The following is a 15,046-nucleotide window of genomic DNA, read 5'->3' as shown; positions in this document are numbered from 1 at the left end:
CACGCTAGGCGATCGTCCCGCAGTAGTCAACCAATCGGTTGAATACTCGTCATCCGCGCGTGTACGTCCCGGTCAGCGTGCCGCGCGCGACGGCGTGCTCGTCGACCGCCTCGAGGGCGTCGTCGAGCGAGGCGCCGTCGCCCAGGCCGGTCTCGGCGTCGAGCGCGACGACGGTGAACCGGTAGTGGTGGGTCCCGCCCGGCGGGCAGGGCCCCGCGTACACCGCGTCGCCGGCCGACGACGTCGTCTGCACACCACCCGCCGGCACGCCACCCTCGTCCGAGGACGTCGTACCGACCGGGATGTCCAGCACCACCCAGTGCGTGAACGTGCCCGACGGTGCGTCCGGGTCGTCCACCACCAGCGCGAGCGCCGCGGCGCCGTCCGGGACGCCGGACCACGCCAGAGGCGGCGAGACCTCGTCCCCGTCGCAGGTGTACCGCTGCGGGATCGCCTCGCCCTCGCCGAACGCCGTGCTGGCGACGGTGATCGTCGCCGGTGCGTCCGCGTCGGCCGGGCTGGAGGTCGAGTCGCCTCCGCATCCGGCGAGCGCGAGGAGCAGTGCTCCCCACAGCCACCGCCCGGTCACCCGTCCGACAGTACGCAGCCGCCGAGGGCCGCGACCTGGAGCCCGACGCCGATGACCTCCGAGATCGGGTCGAAGCCGTTCGAGTGGTCCTACGGCGCCGACGACCCGCGGGCGTCCTCCTGCGCGACCAGCGCGTCGAGGTCGCCGAGCCGGTCGAGGCCGCGCACCGCCCGGGCCATCCGGTGGTTGCCGGCGAACCGCTCGCGGTGGCGGTCGAGGAACCACCAGTACCCCGCCGTGAACGGGCAGGCGTCCTCGCCGACCCGCTTCCTCGGATCGAGCTCGCACGAGCCGCAGTGGTCGCTCATCTTCGCGATGTACGCGCCGCCGGACGTGTAGGGCTTGGTCGCCAGCAGCCCGCCGTCGGCGTGCTGCGACATCCCGACGACATTGGGCACCATCACCCAGTCGTACCCGTCCACGAACGACCGGTGGAACCAGTCCGTCACCTGCTCCGGCGCCCAGCCGCGTTGCAGCGCGTAGGACCCGAGCACCATCAGCCGCGGGATGTGGTGCACCCAGCCGCGCTCGGCGACGGCGTCGAGCGTGTGCGAGAGGCAGCGAGCCCGCGTCGCCGTACCGTCGAGCGAGTCGAACCAGTCGGGCACCTTCCGGCGCGCGGTCAGGGCGTTGCGCCGCCGGTACTCCGGGCCGAGGTGCCAGTACAGGTGCCAGATGTAGTCCCGCCAGCCCATCACCTGCCGCACGAACCCCTCGACGCTCGCCAGGGGAGCGGAGCCCGAGGCGTACGCCGCCTCCGCGCGCGCCACGACCTCGACCGGGTCGAGCAGCCCGAGGTTCATCGGCGCGGAGATCAGCGAGTGCGCCATCCACGGGTCGCCCTCGAGGATCGCGTCCTCGTGCGCGCCGAAGTCCGGCAGCCGGTGCTCGACGAAGTGATCCAGCACCGCGAGCGCCTCCGCCCGCGTCGCGGCGAAAAGGCGCGGCCCGTCCCGCCCGACGAACGACACGTCGCCATCGGCCTCCCACCGATCCAGGTCCGCTCGCACCTCGGCGTCGATCTCGTCCTCGACCGGCCACGGCGGCTCAGGCACTCCCAGGGTCGATGCGCCCTTCGGCGGCGGCTCGCGGTTGTCGGCGTCGAAGTTCCACCGCCCGCCGACCGGCTCGACTCCTTCCATGAGCACACCCGTACGCCGCCGGGCGTCCCGGTAGAAGTCCTCCATCAGCAGCCGCTTGCCACCTCGCCGCTCTGCCCAGGTGGCGAACTCCGCCCGCGAGGTGACGAACCCGCGCGCCGGCAGCCGCTCGACGTCGTACTCCTCGCCGAGGCGGGTCACCAGGTCGACGGCCGCGTACGACGTCGGCTGGACCACCTGGAAACCCACGGGGCGCTCGGCCTGCACCGCCTCGGCGTACGTCGCCGTCCGCCGGTACGAGACCCGGTGGCCGAGCTCGGCCGCCCGGTGCCTCATCGCCGACAGCACCAGGTGCGCCTTGGCCCGGTGGAACCGCCGCCGCGCGAACACCCGCCGCGACTCGACGAGCAGGAACCGACCGTCGTGGTCGTCGCTGAAGTGCGGGCCGAGCTGGTCCCCGAACAGCCAGCGGGTCGTCATCTCCCGACCCTACGGTCCCCGTTGGTCGAGGAGGTTGCGCTAGCAACCGTCACGAGACCCGGCGAGAGGTCCGCGGTCTTGTCACCGGGTCTCGTGACGGGACTTCGTCCCTTCTCGACCAACGGTCGCGCTCAGAACAGCTGAGGCACGAAGGTCTGCTCGTGCATCGGCGGACGCACGTACGGCAGCTCCTTCATGACCGGGAGCTCCACCACGTCCGGCGCGACGTCGACGTACTCGAACTGGCTGAGGAGGTGGTTGATGCAGTTGAGCCGGGCGGCCCTCTTGTCGTCGGACGGGACGACGTACCAGGGCGCCTGCTTGATGTCGGTGTAGGTGAAGGTGGCGTCCTTCGCCATCGAGTACTTCACGTACAGCTCGTGCTCGGCGAGGTCCATGTCGCTGAGCTTCCAGCGCTTGAGGGGCTCGGCGTTGCGGGCCTCGAAGCGCTTGCGCTGCTCCTCGAAGCTGACCGAGAACCAGTACTTGATGACCTGGATGCCCGACCGCACCAGCATCCGCTCGAACTCGGGACAGGAGCGCAGGAACTCCTGGTACTCCTCCTGGGTGCAGTAGTCCATCACCCACTCGACGTTCGAGCGGTTGTACCAGGACCGGTCGAACAGCACCATCTCGCCGGCGGCCGGGAGGTGCTCGACGTACCGCTGGAAGTACCACTGGGTCTTCTGCCGCTCGGTCGGCTTCGGCAGCGCCACCACCCGGACCGTGCGCGGCGACGTGCGCTCGGTGATCCGCTTGATCACCCCGCCCTTGCCGGCGGAGCCACGGCCCTCGAAGATCACCAGCACCTTGAGGCCCTGGGACTGGATCCAGTACTGCAGCAGGACGAGCTGCTCCTGGAGCCGCTCCATCTCCGCGTCGTACACCGTGGCCTTGAGCTTGCCGGACTTGGTGTAGCCCTCGCGTTGCGTGGTCCCCTCGCTCCGGCCGACGTCGTCGGCGCCCTCCGGCAGCACTGAGCTCGTCATGGCGTCACAGTGCTCGCGCCTGGTCGGGGTTGTCGAGGTCTACCGCCGCCTGTATCGCCCGTCGAACGCCACCGTCCACGTGGCTCCGCCGTCCTCGGACGACTCCCAGACCTGCCGGACCTCGGCGCCGTCCGGGTCGTCGTCCAGCTGCGTCCACGTGATCCGCTGGCCGGGCGCCTCGAGCACCATGGCCCCGTCGCGGAGTCCTCCGTCGAGGAGGAGCACGCCACCCGTGCCGTCCATCCACGTCTGGTGCCAGCAGCCGCGCTCCTCGTCGTACCCGTTGATGCTGCGCCCCTCGACCCCGCCGGCCCCGTGCCAGTGCTCGTGCAGCATCCCTCCGGACTGACCGGCGAACATGCTGGTGATCGAGCTCGTCCCGACCTGCCGGCCTTTCGGGCCGAAGACGTCCCACTCGCCGAGCCAGAAGTCGAAGTCGTGCGCGTGCGTCATCGCACCAGCCTGACCGGCAAACCTGACAGGACCTGTCAGTGAATCGCGCGCTCGCTGGCATACAGCCGGAACAGCAGGTACGCCGCCACCGCGTCCAGCAGGTGCCAGGCGCCGTGTCCCTGGAGCCAGGACGTCGGGTCGCACCACGGTCCCTGCGCGAGGTTCCAGATCACGAACGCCACGGTCATCGCGCCCGCCGCGCCGCCACCCCAGCGCAGCTCCGTCCGGGTCCCGTCCCCGCGCCTGCCGGCGCGGCGCCACAGCACGACCTCGATGGCGATCGCGGTGACCAGCAGGACCCCGAACACCAGGTTCCCGCTGTCGTGGACGACGGGCACGGAGAAGTCCAGCGTGCCGACGAGCTCGCAGAACGCGACCAGCAGCAGGAACACCTGGAAGAAGAACGTCGACCCCTGGCGGACCAGCCGCATCGACGCGTACGCCGCGGCGAAGGACGCGATCAGGTACATGCTCAGCAGGTCCAGGCGCCCGCCGAGCGCCGACTGGGTCGCGTGCATGGCAGCGCTGGCGGGGCCGAGCAGCACGGTCACGACGGCGTACGCCGTGGGCAGCCCGCGCAGCCGGGGGAGCACGTCACCCAGGCGCTCGCGGCGGCCGGCGTACCAGCCGACGAGCAGCCCGGCGACCACGAACCCGGCGTTCGACAGGCTGTTGGCCGGCTGGATGAGGAGGCCGACGTCGTGCGGGCGCTCGCAGAACCCCGACCCGCGACCGACGTCGGGCCCCAGCCAGCCCTGGGCGATCGCGACCCACAGCAGCCCGACGGACGCGACGGCGGTCGCCGCCGCGACGCCGAACGGCCGGAGGTCGCGGGCCGTCTCAGCCCCGCTTGATGACGTTGGCGGAGAACTTGTACTTCTTGCCCACGAAGTTCCGCCCGTCGTCGATCGGCTGGCCGTTGCAGGAGAAGTTCGACGGTGGCTTGCGGTTGCACTTGAAGCGGGTCGAGGCGTTCACGAGCGTCACGTAGACCGCCTTCACCTTCTTGCGGCTGAAGGGGACGATCACCTGGCCGTTGCCCTTGCCGTTGAGGTGGACGTAGCGCTTCTCGAAGCCGTGGCGCTTCTGCACCAAGACGAAGGCCGCCGGCGAGCGGAACGCGCTCGGTCCGTCGATCTTCACCTTCAGGTGCCACTTCTTGTTGCGCAGCGAGGTGGACGACTTCACCTGGTAGCTCCAGGACGTCATGTGCAGCAAGGAGGTCGCCAACGTGCCGGTGCGCCGCTGGGCGCGGGTCAGGGTGATGGGGTGGGCGGCCCACGGGGCCGGGATCGCCCAGCTCTTGCCCTCGGCGTAGAACTTGGCCGGCAGGGTGTTCGCGGACGCGAACTCGCTGTAGACGCGCTTGAACCCCTTGTGGGACTTCAGCGTCGCGGCGATCGCCCGGGTGGAGTACATGTCGGGAGCGCCCGGAAAGGCGGCTGCCTTGTTCCAGATCTGCTGGACGACGTTGGTCCCGAACTTCTTGCTGAGGAACTCGAAGAACACCCAGTTGCCGTACTGCTCGCCGCCGCCGAGGAAGGAGTTGAAGAAGTCCAGCGGCTTCTCCGGCACGGCCACCTGGCTCGAGGGGAGGAACTGCCGGTTGTCGTTGATGCCGTCGAAGACCCGCTCCTCCATCCACGTCGCGGTGGCCTCGAGCAACCAGGGGTCCTCGCCGAAGTCGTACCCGAACTGGATGGCGTGGAAGAACTCGTGCGCGGCTGTCACCTCGGCGCTCTGGATCGGCGAGCGCGGGAAGCCGACGTAGTCGTTGTCGAGCACGCAGAAGCCGGACGCCAGCCACTCGAAGCCGGGCTTGCGGCGCTCGGGAGCGCAGTACCCGTAGAGGCCACGATCGGCGATCTGGGCGAGGTACACGTCGAACTTGTCGTTGCCTCCACGGCCGCCGTCGGAGACCGGGCGGCGGTAGCCGAGCTTGTTGACCTCCTTCTTCCAGACGTGGTTCATCAGCTTCAGCATCCTGGTGACCCAGGCCCGGCTGGGCGGGGCGTCGTCGGTGCTCGTCACCCAGTGGATGCAGAAGTTGCCGGCGCACTTCTTCTTCGACGGGACCCGGTAGCCGTCGCCGTACGGGTCGCTGGCGCCGTCGGTCGGGCGGGCCAGGATGTGGTTCGCGATCGTGCGCTGGGAGGGCGAGAGGGCACCGCGGCTCTCGAAGAGGTCGCGCATGACGAGCGTGGCGTCCTGCTTGCGGGCCCGGCCGCCACCGCTCCCGTCGCCGCTCGAGGAGGCCTTCGCCGAGAAGAGATCCTTCGCGCGCTCCAGGGCGCGGGTCGCCCGCTCGCGGTCGGTGGTGCGCCCCGGCTGGGCCGCCGAGGAGGACTGCGCCTGGGCGCCCGTCGCGGTGGACACGGTCGCCGGCGCCACGGTCAGCGCCAGGGCCAGCGACAGTCCGAGGGCCAGCAGGCTGGCGGTCGTGCGGCGCATGTGGGGGGATCTCCTCGAGGGTGGGGGCGTACCGCGCCCACCTTAGACGGCGCCGCCCTCGCGACCGACCGGGCGCTCACGCCTGTGCTAGACCTGCGTCACTCCGCGGCGGAGATCTTCTCGATGAGGGCCGTGGTCGAGATGGCGGGGGTGCGGGGCAGGTACACGACCTCGCAGACGTCCTCGAACTCGTCGAAGCGGCCCTTCCAGTCGTCGCCCATGACGAGCACGTCCGCGGCGTACTGCTCGATGTAGTGCCGCTTGAGCTCCAGGCTCTCCTCGACGAACACCTCGTCCACCGGCTTGAGCGCCGCCACGATGGCCAGCCGCTCACCCTGGCTGAACACCGGCTCGCGGCCCTTCTTGGCCAGGTTGAGGGCGTCGGCCGAGACACCGACGACGAGACGGTCGCCGAGGGCGGCGGCCCGCTCGATCACGCGCAGGTGGCCGACGTGGAAGACGTCGAACGTCCCGAACGTGATCACGGTGCGTGACATGGGCGGGATTCTTCCGTACGTCATGATCGAAGGGTGACCCAGGACCGGCAGGCAGCCAGGGGCGTGATCTCGATGATCACGCCGGACCCCGCTGCCGACGAGGCGCGACGCCGCGGCCTGCGCCGGATGCGGACGATCGCGGTGAGCCTGCTGGTGTTCGCGGCGGTCGTGTACGTCGCCACGCGCGGTCAGGGCGGCTTCCTCGGGTTCGTGAACGCCGGCGCCGAGGCGTCCATGGTCGGCGCGATCGCGGACTGGTTCGCCGTGACGGCCCTGTTCAAGCACCCGCTGGGCATCCCCGTGCCGCACACCGCGCTGATCCCCAAGCGCAAGGACGAGCTGGGCCGCGGGCTGGAGGAGTTCGTCGGGGAGAACTTCCTCCAGGAGGGGATCATCCGCGACCGGGTCGCTGCGGCGACGATCTCGGCGCGGGTCGGGTCATGGCTGTCGAACCCCGCGAACGCCCGGCGGGTCGCCGACGAGGCGGCCGAGCTCGCCTCGATCGCGCTGGGGAAGGTGACCGACGAGCACGTGCGCGGCTTCGTGCAGGACGCCCTGGTGCCGCGGTTCCGCGAGGAGCCGATCTCGCCGCTGCTGGGCGGGCTGCTGGACGAGGTCGTCCGCGACGACCTGCACCACGGGCTGGTCGACCTGGCCGTCGACGAGATCGCCCAGTGGCTGGTCGAGAACCCCGAGCAGTTCGCCGAGGTCCTGGAGGAGCGGGCGCCGTGGTGGGCGCCGGACCGGCTCAACAGCGCGGTCAGCCGCCGGCTCTACCGGGAGATCGTGGAGTGGTTGCTGGACATCCGCCACGACCCCCACCACCACGCGCGGCGGGCGTTGGACTCGATGCTGCGCCAGCTCGCCCACGACCTGCTGCACGACCCCGACACCCAGGCGCGCACCGAGCACCTCAAGGAGCGGCTCCTCGACCACCCGCAGGTCCTCAGCTCGAGCGTCGACCTCTGGAATGCCCTGCGCCGGTCGCTGCAGACCTCGCTGGCCGACCCCGAGGGCGCCGTACGCCAGCGGGTGCTGGCCGAGCTCTCGGCGTTCGGCTCGCGCCTGGTCGCCGACGAGAACCTGCGCAAGCGGCTGGACCTGGTGGCGGCGGACGCCGCGGTGTTCGCGGTCGAGCGCTACGGAGCGGAGATCACCGCGGTGATCACCAGCACCATCGAGCGGTGGGACGGCAAGGAGGCCGCGCGCCGCATCGAGCTGCACGTCGGCCGGGACCTGCAGTTCATCCGGATCAACGGCACGATCGTGGGCGGCCTGGTCGGCGTGGTCATCCACGCCGCGTCGCTGGTGCTCTAGCTCACGACCCGGACGGACCTGGCCGCGATGGCGACGACGTCACCCGGCACCAGCTGACGGCCGCGGCGCGTCTCGACGACGTCGTTGACGCGCACCATGCCACCGGCGAGCAGGGGCTTGGCCTCGCTGCCGGAGTCGACCAGGTCGGCCAGCTTGAGGAACTGCCCGAGCTTGATGGACTCGTCGCTGATCCTGACGTCGGTCGTCAGCGGGCTCTCGGTCATGAGCCCAGTGTCCCAAAAGGGAGCAGGTCAGCGCACATCCAGGAGGTCGACCACGAAGATCAGCGTCTCGCCCGGCTGGATGACGCCGCCCGCGCCGCGGTCGCCGTACCCGAGGTGCGGCGGGATCACCAGCTGCCGCCGGCCGCCCACCTTCATGCCCGCGACGCCCTGGTCCCAGCCCTGGATGACCTGGCCGATGCCGAGCCGGAACTCGAGCGGGGCGCCACGGTTGTACGACGCGTCGAACTCCTCGCCGGTCGAGTGCGCGACGCCGACGTAGTGCACCGACACCGTCGACCCGGACGTCGCCTCGGCGCCGTCACCCTCGGTGATCTCGGTGACCACCAGGTCGCTGGGCGCCTCCGGCCCGGGGAACTCGATCTCAGGCTTCTCCATGCGCCCTTGTCTACCAGGGCGTGGACCGGCGCCCAGCGCCCGCACGACCTGGATGGTGCGATGCCTCAGCCGCGCGGACGCGCCCCGAAGCAGAGGGGAGGGGCCAGATCAGGCTCCGTGGACGTACGAGTCGAGCTGGTCGCGCTCGAACTGGAGCTGGTCCATGGCCGCCTTCACCACGTCACCGATGCTGATGATGCCGACCAGCCTCTCCTCCGAGACCACGGGCACGTGCCGGATCCGGCGCTCGGTCATCAGCAGCCGCATGTCGTCGAGGCTGGTGTCCGGAGCGGCCGTGGCCACCTCGGCCGTCATGATCGCCGCCACCTGGCCGTCGAGGATGTCGTCGGAGTCCAGCAGCCGGCGTACGACGTCACGCTCGCTGACGATCCCGTCCACGGCCGACCCGTCGCCGCTGACGATCAGCGCGCCGACGTTGTGCTCGGCCAGCAACCGGATCAGCTCTCGAACGGTGGCGTCCGGCGCGATGGTGATGACGTCCTTGCTCGCCTTGGTGCCGATGACGTCGCTGATGCGCATGTCCGGGGGACCTCCTCGCGCGTGCTTCTCTGGGGCGGGTTGGTCCACACCACGGTAGCGCCGCCACGTGTCGCGGTCGAGGGTGCGCCCACAGGGCTGGTCGTGGGTGCCGAGAATGGCGCGATCGCGGCGGAACTGCAGATTTCGGTGGCGGGAACCTGCAATTCGGCCGCGATCGCGCCATTACCGGCCGCCATGCCCAGCACGAACCCTGCCGAGGAGAGAGTCTCAGTCGGGCGGGCGTCGCGACCGGAGGTCGCTGACCGAGCCCGGGCCGAGGGGCGGGAACTCGGGGTCGTCGTGGTCGTCGGGGAGGGAGCCGAGGAAGGCGAGCACGGCCTCGTGGAGGTGGCCGTTGGTGGCCAGCGCGTTCCCGCCGTGCGGGCCGTCGGTGCCGTCCAGGGACGAGAAGCGGCCGCCGGCCTCCCGGACGATCACGTCGAGGGCGGCCATGTCGTAGAGCTGGAGCTCCGGCTCCGCGGCGATGTCGACGGCGCCCTCGGCCAGCAGCATGTAGGACCAGAAGTCGCTGTAGGCCCGCGTGCGCCAGCACCGGCGCATCAGCGACAGGAAGTCCTGGAGCCGCTCGCGCTCCTCCCAGCCGTGGAGGGAGGAGTACGACAAGGACGCGTCCTCGAGGCGGCGTACGTCGGACACGGTGCACCTGGTCGCCTTCAGCAGCGAGCGGCCGGTCCACGCGCCGGCGCCGGACGACGCCCACCACCGCCGCTGGAGCGCGGGCGCGGAGACCACGCCGAGCACCACCTCGCCGTCGACGACCAGCGAGATGAGCGTCGCCCAGACGGGCACGCCGCGCACGAAGTTCTTGGTGCCGTCGATCGGGTCGATCACCCACTGCCGCTGGCTGTGGCCGCTCGATCCCTGCTCCTCGCCGAGGACGGCGTCGCGCGAGCGGACGCGGGAGAGGGTACGCCGGATGGCCTCCTCGACCGCCTGGTCCGCATCGGTCACGGGCGTGAGGTCCGGCTTGCTCATGACGTGCAGGTCGAGGGCCTTGAAGCGGTTCACGGTGATCGAGTCGGCGTCGTCGGCGAGCACGTGCGCGAGGCGCAGGTCGTCGGTGAAGTCAATGACACCCGACGACGGGCCGGAGATCGGCATGCAACCCACCCTATTCGCCGCCGAACCGAAGACCCGGGACCTCCGTACCCTGAGGTGTGACCGTCTTCGCGGCTGTTCCCCTGCTCACGTCCATGACCTGGAAGGTCACCGGGCTGCCGCTGCACCCGCTCGTGGTGCACGCGGCCGTCGTCTTCGCGCCGCTGGGAGCCGGAGCGGCGCTCGCCTACGTCTTCCTCCCGAAGTACCGCGACCTGCTGCGCTGGCCGACCCTGGTGCTGGCCGTGATCGCCTTCGGAGCCATCTGGGCGGCGTACCTCACCGGCAACAACTTCTTCTCCGACCCCAAGTTCGCGAACTTCTCCGGTGAGCTGCTCGACCGGATCCACAAGCACCAGTCGTACGCCCGGACGCTGCGCTGGATCGTCACCGGGTTCGGGATCGTCACCGTGGCCGCGACGTACCTCCACGACCGCGACGGCACCCGCAAGAACGTGCTCAGCGGGCTGGTCGTGGTGCTCGCCCTCCTCACCCTCGTCTGGACCGTGCTCACCGGCGACGCCGGTGCCCGGGCGGTCTGGAGCTAGGACACCGGGCAGTACCCCGCCGGCTCGGTCACCAGGAACCCGCGCCCACCCGTCAGCTCGGGCAGCCCGTGCTCGACGCCGTGCACCGACCGGGTGGGGATCGTGCCGGAGACCGTGCAGCGCCCGCCCGCGAACGTCGGCAGGCCGGGGGTCGCGCCGGCCGCGGTCAGCACGTGCAGCACCGCCGTGAACGACTCCTCCGGCACCTCGACCTCGAACGCGCTGACCGGCTCGCACTCGCGCGTCCCTGCCTCGCGCAGCGCCCGCCGCAGCGCGCGCTCGGTGAGGTCGCGGTAGTACCCCGCCGGTGGCGTCGGCGCGCTGAACCGCGCGTCGGTGAGCGTGACCAGCCAGTCCACGACCCGCCAGCCGAGCAGGCCGCGGGCCATGACGCGCGGCACGGTCTCCTCGATGGCGCGGTGGTGCGCCGGCAGCAGGTACCCGCGCTCGGTCCCCATCACGTACCTCCCGCCGGAGCCGACCGGGCCGGGCTCGACGCGGTAGGCGACGCTGGCGTTGCCGGTGCGCACCCGCACTGCCCACTCGCCGACCCCGGCGACCCGCTCGACGTGCACCACCCGGCTCGCGGACACCTCGGCGTCGATACCGAACTCCTCGGCCAGCCGCGCCACCAGCACCTCGCGCTGCACCTCGCCGTACAGGCTGACCGTCAGCTCCTGCCCCACCCCCTCCATCGGCCCGTCGAGACGGGCGTCGATCAGCGGGTCTTGAGCGCTCAGCAGCCGCACCGCGTCGTAGAGCCGCGCCCGGTCGGCCGGGTCCCGCGCGACGACGACGGACTCGAGGCCGGGCGGCGGGAACAGGCGCAGTCCGTACGCCGGGTCCCACCGGCCCAGCTGGTCGCCGATCTCGGCGTCGGGGAGGCCGGTCACGCACGCGATGTCCCCGGCGACGGCGGGACGGTCGCTGGTGGTCGAGCCGGCGAGGTACGTCGTCACGCGCTTCGCCCGCCCGGGCACGGCCGTGACCTGGCCGGTGCCGTCGCGGTGGTGACGCACCACGTCGTCGCGCGACGTGAGCGTGCCGCCGCGCATCCGCACGTAGGCCAGCGGGTGCCCGGCGGCATCGCGCTCGATCTTGAACACGTTGGCGTGCAGCGCGTCGGTGGGCGACCCACCGGCGGGTGGGAGGTACGTCGCGATGGCCTCCAGCACGTCGCAGACCCCGACTCCCGTCAGCGCCGCCCCGAAGACGACCGGGTGCACGCGGCCGGTCGCGGTGGCCCGGACCAGCGACGCCAGCAGGTCGGCGGGAGCGGGCGGTGAGCCGTCGACGTACGCCGCCAGCACGGACTCGTCGACGAGCGACAGCCGGTCCGCGAGCTCGTCGGCGAAGTCCGGCCCGCGACGGGGCCGGACCGTGGCCGACCGCGAGCCCAGCCCGACCGGCTGGTTGAGGGCGATCGCGTCGCCGGCCAGCGCTTCGCGGATCTCGTCGAGCGAGCCGCTCGCGCCGACCCGGTCGATCTTGTTCGCGAACACCAGGAACGGGATGCCGAGCCGTTCCATGGTCCGGATCAGTGCGCGCGTCTGGGCCTGGATGCCCTCGACCGTGGAGACGACGAGGACCGCGCCGTCGAGCACCGCGAGCGCGCGCTCCACCTCGGCCACGAAGTCGGCGTGGCCGGGGGTGTCGATGAGGTTGACCTTGAGGTCGCCGACCGTGAACGACACCACCGCGGAACGGATGGTGATGCCGCGCCGGCGCTCGATGTCGTCGGCGTCGGTGACGGTGTCACCGTGGTCGACGCGGCCGAGGTGGGTGCTGACTCCGGTCTCGTAGAGGAGCCGCTCGGTCAGCGTGGTCTTGCCGGCGTCGACGTGCGCGACGATGCCGAGGTTCAGCCGAGGGTGAGGAGAGGACACGTAACCGCCTGGGAGAGCTGGGACAGGTGGGCACGCGTGCTCCCCATCTCAGGCCTCCTCTCTGCGGTCACCGCGGTCGTCGTTGCGGGTCACCGTGCCACACCGGACCACCGGGCAGCGACCCAATTGTCGGGGCGACCAGCGCGCCGGACATGCGAGCGGAGCGAGCCGAATCAGTAGAGCGACACCGACCGCGCCGCGAGCAGCCGGCGGAACGACTCGACGCGCAGCGGATCGGCATGGCCGCGCTCGACCGCCTCGTCCAGCCCGCACTCCGGCTCGTCCTCGCCGTGCGTGCAGCCGCGCGGGCAGTCCTCGGTCATCTCGTCGAGGTCCGGGAACGCCTCGATGAGGTGCTGGGGCTGCACGTGCGCGAGCCCGAAGGAGCGGATGCCCGGGGTGTCGATGATCCAGCCCTCGACCGTGTCCTCACCGGGCAGCGGCAGCATGATGGCCGACGTCGAGGTGTGCCGGCCCCGTCCGGTGACGGCGTTGACGTGCCCGATCGCCCGGTCAGCGTCGGGCACCAGGGCGTTGACGAGCGTGGACTTCCCGACGCCGCTGTGGCCGATGAGCACGCTGGTCCGCTCCCGGAGCCGCTCTCGCAGCTCGCCGATGTCACCGCCCTTGCGGGTCACCACCCACGGCACCCCCAGCGGGCGGTAGGTGACCAGCAGGGTCTCGGGGTCGGCCAGGTCGGACTTGGTGAGGCACAGCAGGGGCTTCATGCCGGCGTCGTACGCCGCCACGAGCGCGCGGTCGATCAGCCCGGTGCGGGGCTCGGGGTCGGCCAGCGCGCTGACGATGACGAGCTGGTCGGCGTTCGCGACGATGACCCGCTCCACGGCGTCGTCGTCGTCCGCGCTGCGGCGCAGCGTGGTCGACCGCTCGTCCACCTCGACGATCCGGGCGAGTGACCCCTCCTCGCCGGTGACGTCGCCGACGACGCGGACCCGGTCGCCGACCACGACGCCCTTGCGGCCCAGCGGCCGCGCCTTCATCGCGGTGACCGCCCGGTCGTCGACGACCACGCCGTAGCGACCCCGGTCCACGGTGAGCACCAGCCCCTCGTGGGCGTCGTCGTACGTCGGGCGGTCCTTCGTCCGCGGACGGGTACGCCGCCTGGGGCGCTCGTAGTGCTCCTGGTCCTCTTCCCCGTAGCGGCGCTGCCCGGGGGTCACAAGAGCGCGCTCCACGCGTCGGGGAAACCGGGGTAGGTCTTGCTCGTGGTCGCGACGTCCTCGACCAGCACGTCGTCGACCGCCGCGCCGACGACGACGCCGGCGTGCGCCATCCGGTGGTCGGCGTAGGTGTGGAACAGCCCCCCGTGCAGCGACGCCGGCCGGAACGCGAGCCCGTCCTCGGTCTCCGCCACGTCCGCGCCCAGGCCGCCCAGCTCGCGGGCGAGAGCGGCCAGCCGGTCGGTCTCGTGGCCCCGGATGTGCGCGATGCCGCGCAGCACCGACGGGGACTCCGCGAGAGCGCAGAGCGCGGCGACGACCGGGGTGAGCTCGCCGACGTCGTGGAGGTCGGCGTCGATGCCCTGGAGCCGGTCCGGGCCGCCGACCCGCAGCCCGTCGGCCGTCCGCTCGACCGCGCAGCCCATGCGGGCGAGTAGCTCGCGGAGCTCGTCGCCGGGCTGGGTGGTGGACTCCGGCCAGTCGCGGACGGTCACCGACCCGCCGGTGACCGCCGCCAGCGCCAGGAACGGTGCCGCGTTGGAGAGGTCCGGCTCGATTGCGGTGTCCAGGGCCCGCACGACCCCGGGCGCCACCTGCCAGCGGTTCGGCTCGCCGTCGTCGACCTCGACGCCGTGCCGGCGGAGCATCGCGACCGTCATCTCGATGTGCGGCGTCGAGGGGACCGGCTTGCCGTCGTGCAGCACGTCGACGCCCTTGTCGTAGCGGGCGCCCGCCAGCAGCAGCGCCGACACGAACTGCGACGACGCCGAGGCGTCGATCACCACCTGGCCGCCCGGTACGGCGCCCGACCCGCGGACCGTGAACGGCAGCGCGCCGCGGCCCTCGTCGTCGATGGTGACGCCCAGCCCGCGCAGGGCGCTCAGCACCTCGCCGACGGGCCGGTTGCGCATGTGCGGGTCGCCGTCGAACGCCACCGACCCCGTGGACAGCGAGGCGACCGGAGGCACGAAGCGGAGGACCGTCCCGGCCAACCCGCAGTCGACCGTGGCGTCGCGGTCGAACGCTCCGGGCGTCACCGGCCAGTCGTCGCCGCTGTCGTCGACGTGCGCGCCGAGGGCGGTCAGGGCCGTCGCCATCAGCGAGGTGTCCCGCGACCTGAGGGCGCGGCGTACGACCGACGGTCCGTCGGCCAGCGCCGCCAGGACGAGAGCGCGGTTGGTGAGCGACTTGCTGCCGGGCAGCGAGACCGTCGCCTCCACCGGGCCGCGGGCGCGCGGCGCCGGCCACGGGTCCGCGTACCTCACCACCCGGCGCA

Annotated in this window: 16 protein-coding genes; 2 read left to right on the top strand and 14 right to left on the bottom strand. The window is 71.7% G+C overall.

The window, feature by feature from the left end; translation table 11 throughout:
• Positions 1 to 49: 49 nt before the first annotated feature.
• From ISU07_RS05645 to ISU07_RS05615, 7 genes are all read right to left on the bottom strand, one after another.
• Positions 50 to 589, bottom strand: coding sequence for a YbhB/YbcL family Raf kinase inhibitor-like protein (locus tag ISU07_RS05645; RefSeq protein ID WP_323742447.1), 540 nt, complete (start codon positions 587 to 589; stop codon positions 50 to 52).
• Between the two features lie 89 nt (positions 590 to 678).
• Positions 679 to 2,169: a cryptochrome/photolyase family protein gene (locus tag ISU07_RS05640; RefSeq protein ID WP_194705815.1), complete on the bottom strand. Its 1,491-nt coding sequence runs from the start codon at positions 2,167 to 2,169 to the stop codon at positions 679 to 681.
• A gap of 131 nt (positions 2,170 to 2,300) precedes the next feature.
• Positions 2,301 to 3,158: a polyphosphate kinase 2 gene (ppk2, locus tag ISU07_RS05635; protein ID WP_194705814.1), complete on the bottom strand. Its 858-nt coding sequence runs from the start codon at positions 3,156 to 3,158 to the stop codon at positions 2,301 to 2,303.
• 39 nt (positions 3,159 to 3,197) lie between these two features.
• Positions 3,198 to 3,611 carry a hypothetical protein gene (locus ISU07_RS05630; RefSeq protein WP_194705813.1) on the bottom strand — a complete coding sequence of 138 codons (414 nt, stop codon included), beginning with the start codon at positions 3,609 to 3,611 and terminating at the stop codon, positions 3,198 to 3,200.
• Positions 3,612 to 3,646: 35 nt separating this feature from the next.
• Entirely contained in the window at positions 3,647 to 4,360 is a 714-nt protein-coding gene (locus tag ISU07_RS05625) for a ceramidase domain-containing protein (RefSeq protein WP_267238901.1), read from the bottom strand.
• A 91-nt stretch (positions 4,361 to 4,451) separates the two neighbouring features.
• Entirely contained in the window at positions 4,452 to 6,062 is a 1,611-nt protein-coding gene (locus ISU07_RS05620; RefSeq protein WP_194705812.1) for an MXAN_6640 family putative metalloprotease, read from the bottom strand.
• A gap of 98 nt (positions 6,063 to 6,160) precedes the next feature.
• Positions 6,161 to 6,559 (bottom strand): adenylyltransferase/cytidyltransferase family protein, encoded by a 399-nt coding sequence (locus ISU07_RS05615; protein WP_194705811.1) that lies wholly within the window; start codon positions 6,557 to 6,559, stop codon positions 6,161 to 6,163.
• A 33-nt stretch (positions 6,560 to 6,592) separates the two neighbouring features.
• Here ISU07_RS05615 and ISU07_RS05610 point away from each other — a divergent pair, with 33 nt between their 5' ends.
• Entirely contained in the window at positions 6,593 to 7,876 is a 1,284-nt protein-coding gene (locus ISU07_RS05610) for a DUF445 domain-containing protein (protein WP_323742446.1), read from the top strand.
• Here ISU07_RS05610 and ISU07_RS05605 read toward each other — a convergent pair.
• The 4 genes from ISU07_RS05605 to hisN all read right to left on the bottom strand — a co-directional run bounded on the left by ISU07_RS05605 (position 7,873) and on the right by hisN (position 10,158).
• The gene (locus ISU07_RS05605; RefSeq protein ID WP_194705810.1) at positions 7,873 to 8,100 is read right to left on the bottom strand and encodes an RNA-binding S4 domain-containing protein; all 228 of its coding nucleotides are present in this window, start codon (positions 8,098 to 8,100) and stop codon (positions 7,873 to 7,875) included. The genes ISU07_RS05610 and ISU07_RS05605 overlap by 4 nt on opposite strands.
• Positions 8,101 to 8,127: 27 nt before the next feature.
• The gene (locus ISU07_RS05600; RefSeq protein WP_194705809.1) at positions 8,128 to 8,496 is read right to left on the bottom strand and encodes an FKBP-type peptidyl-prolyl cis-trans isomerase; all 369 of its coding nucleotides are present in this window, start codon (positions 8,494 to 8,496) and stop codon (positions 8,128 to 8,130) included.
• A gap of 108 nt (positions 8,497 to 8,604) precedes the next feature.
• Entirely contained in the window at positions 8,605 to 9,036 is a 432-nt protein-coding gene (locus ISU07_RS05595; RefSeq protein WP_194705808.1) for a CBS domain-containing protein, read from the bottom strand.
• 228 nt (positions 9,037 to 9,264) lie between these two features.
• Positions 9,265 to 10,158 carry a histidinol-phosphatase gene (hisN, locus tag ISU07_RS05590; RefSeq protein ID WP_194705807.1) on the bottom strand — a complete coding sequence of 298 codons (894 nt, stop codon included), beginning with the start codon at positions 10,156 to 10,158 and terminating at the stop codon, positions 9,265 to 9,267.
• A 56-nt stretch (positions 10,159 to 10,214) separates the two neighbouring features.
• Here hisN and ISU07_RS05585 point away from each other — a divergent pair, with 56 nt between their 5' ends.
• Entirely contained in the window at positions 10,215 to 10,703 is a 489-nt protein-coding gene (locus ISU07_RS05585) for a DUF2231 domain-containing protein (protein ID WP_194705806.1), read from the top strand.
• On the opposite strand, the gene ISU07_RS05580 is transcribed toward ISU07_RS05585, so the two are convergent.
• From ISU07_RS05580 to aroA, 3 genes are all read right to left on the bottom strand, one after another.
• Positions 10,700 to 12,589, bottom strand: a complete 1,890-nt coding sequence (locus ISU07_RS05580; protein WP_194705805.1) for a GTP-binding protein — start codon at positions 12,587 to 12,589, stop codon at positions 10,700 to 10,702. The genes ISU07_RS05585 and ISU07_RS05580 overlap by 4 nt on opposite strands.
• Positions 12,590 to 12,762: 173 nt before the next feature.
• Positions 12,763 to 13,785, bottom strand: coding sequence for a ribosome small subunit-dependent GTPase A (gene rsgA, locus ISU07_RS05575; protein ID WP_407671370.1), 1,023 nt, complete (start codon positions 13,783 to 13,785; stop codon positions 12,763 to 12,765).
• Positions 13,767 to 15,035, bottom strand: a complete 1,269-nt coding sequence (gene aroA, locus ISU07_RS05570; RefSeq protein WP_194706114.1) for a 3-phosphoshikimate 1-carboxyvinyltransferase — start codon at positions 15,033 to 15,035, stop codon at positions 13,767 to 13,769. The genes rsgA and aroA overlap by 19 nt, the downstream gene beginning before the upstream one ends.
• Positions 15,036 to 15,046 lie beyond the last annotated feature (11 nt).

This window comes from Nocardioides islandensis (assembly GCF_015352455.1).
GTDB lineage: Bacteria > Actinomycetota > Actinomycetes > Propionibacteriales > Nocardioidaceae > Nocardioides > Nocardioides islandensis.
This window is presented reverse-complemented; position numbering and strand designations above follow the sequence as displayed.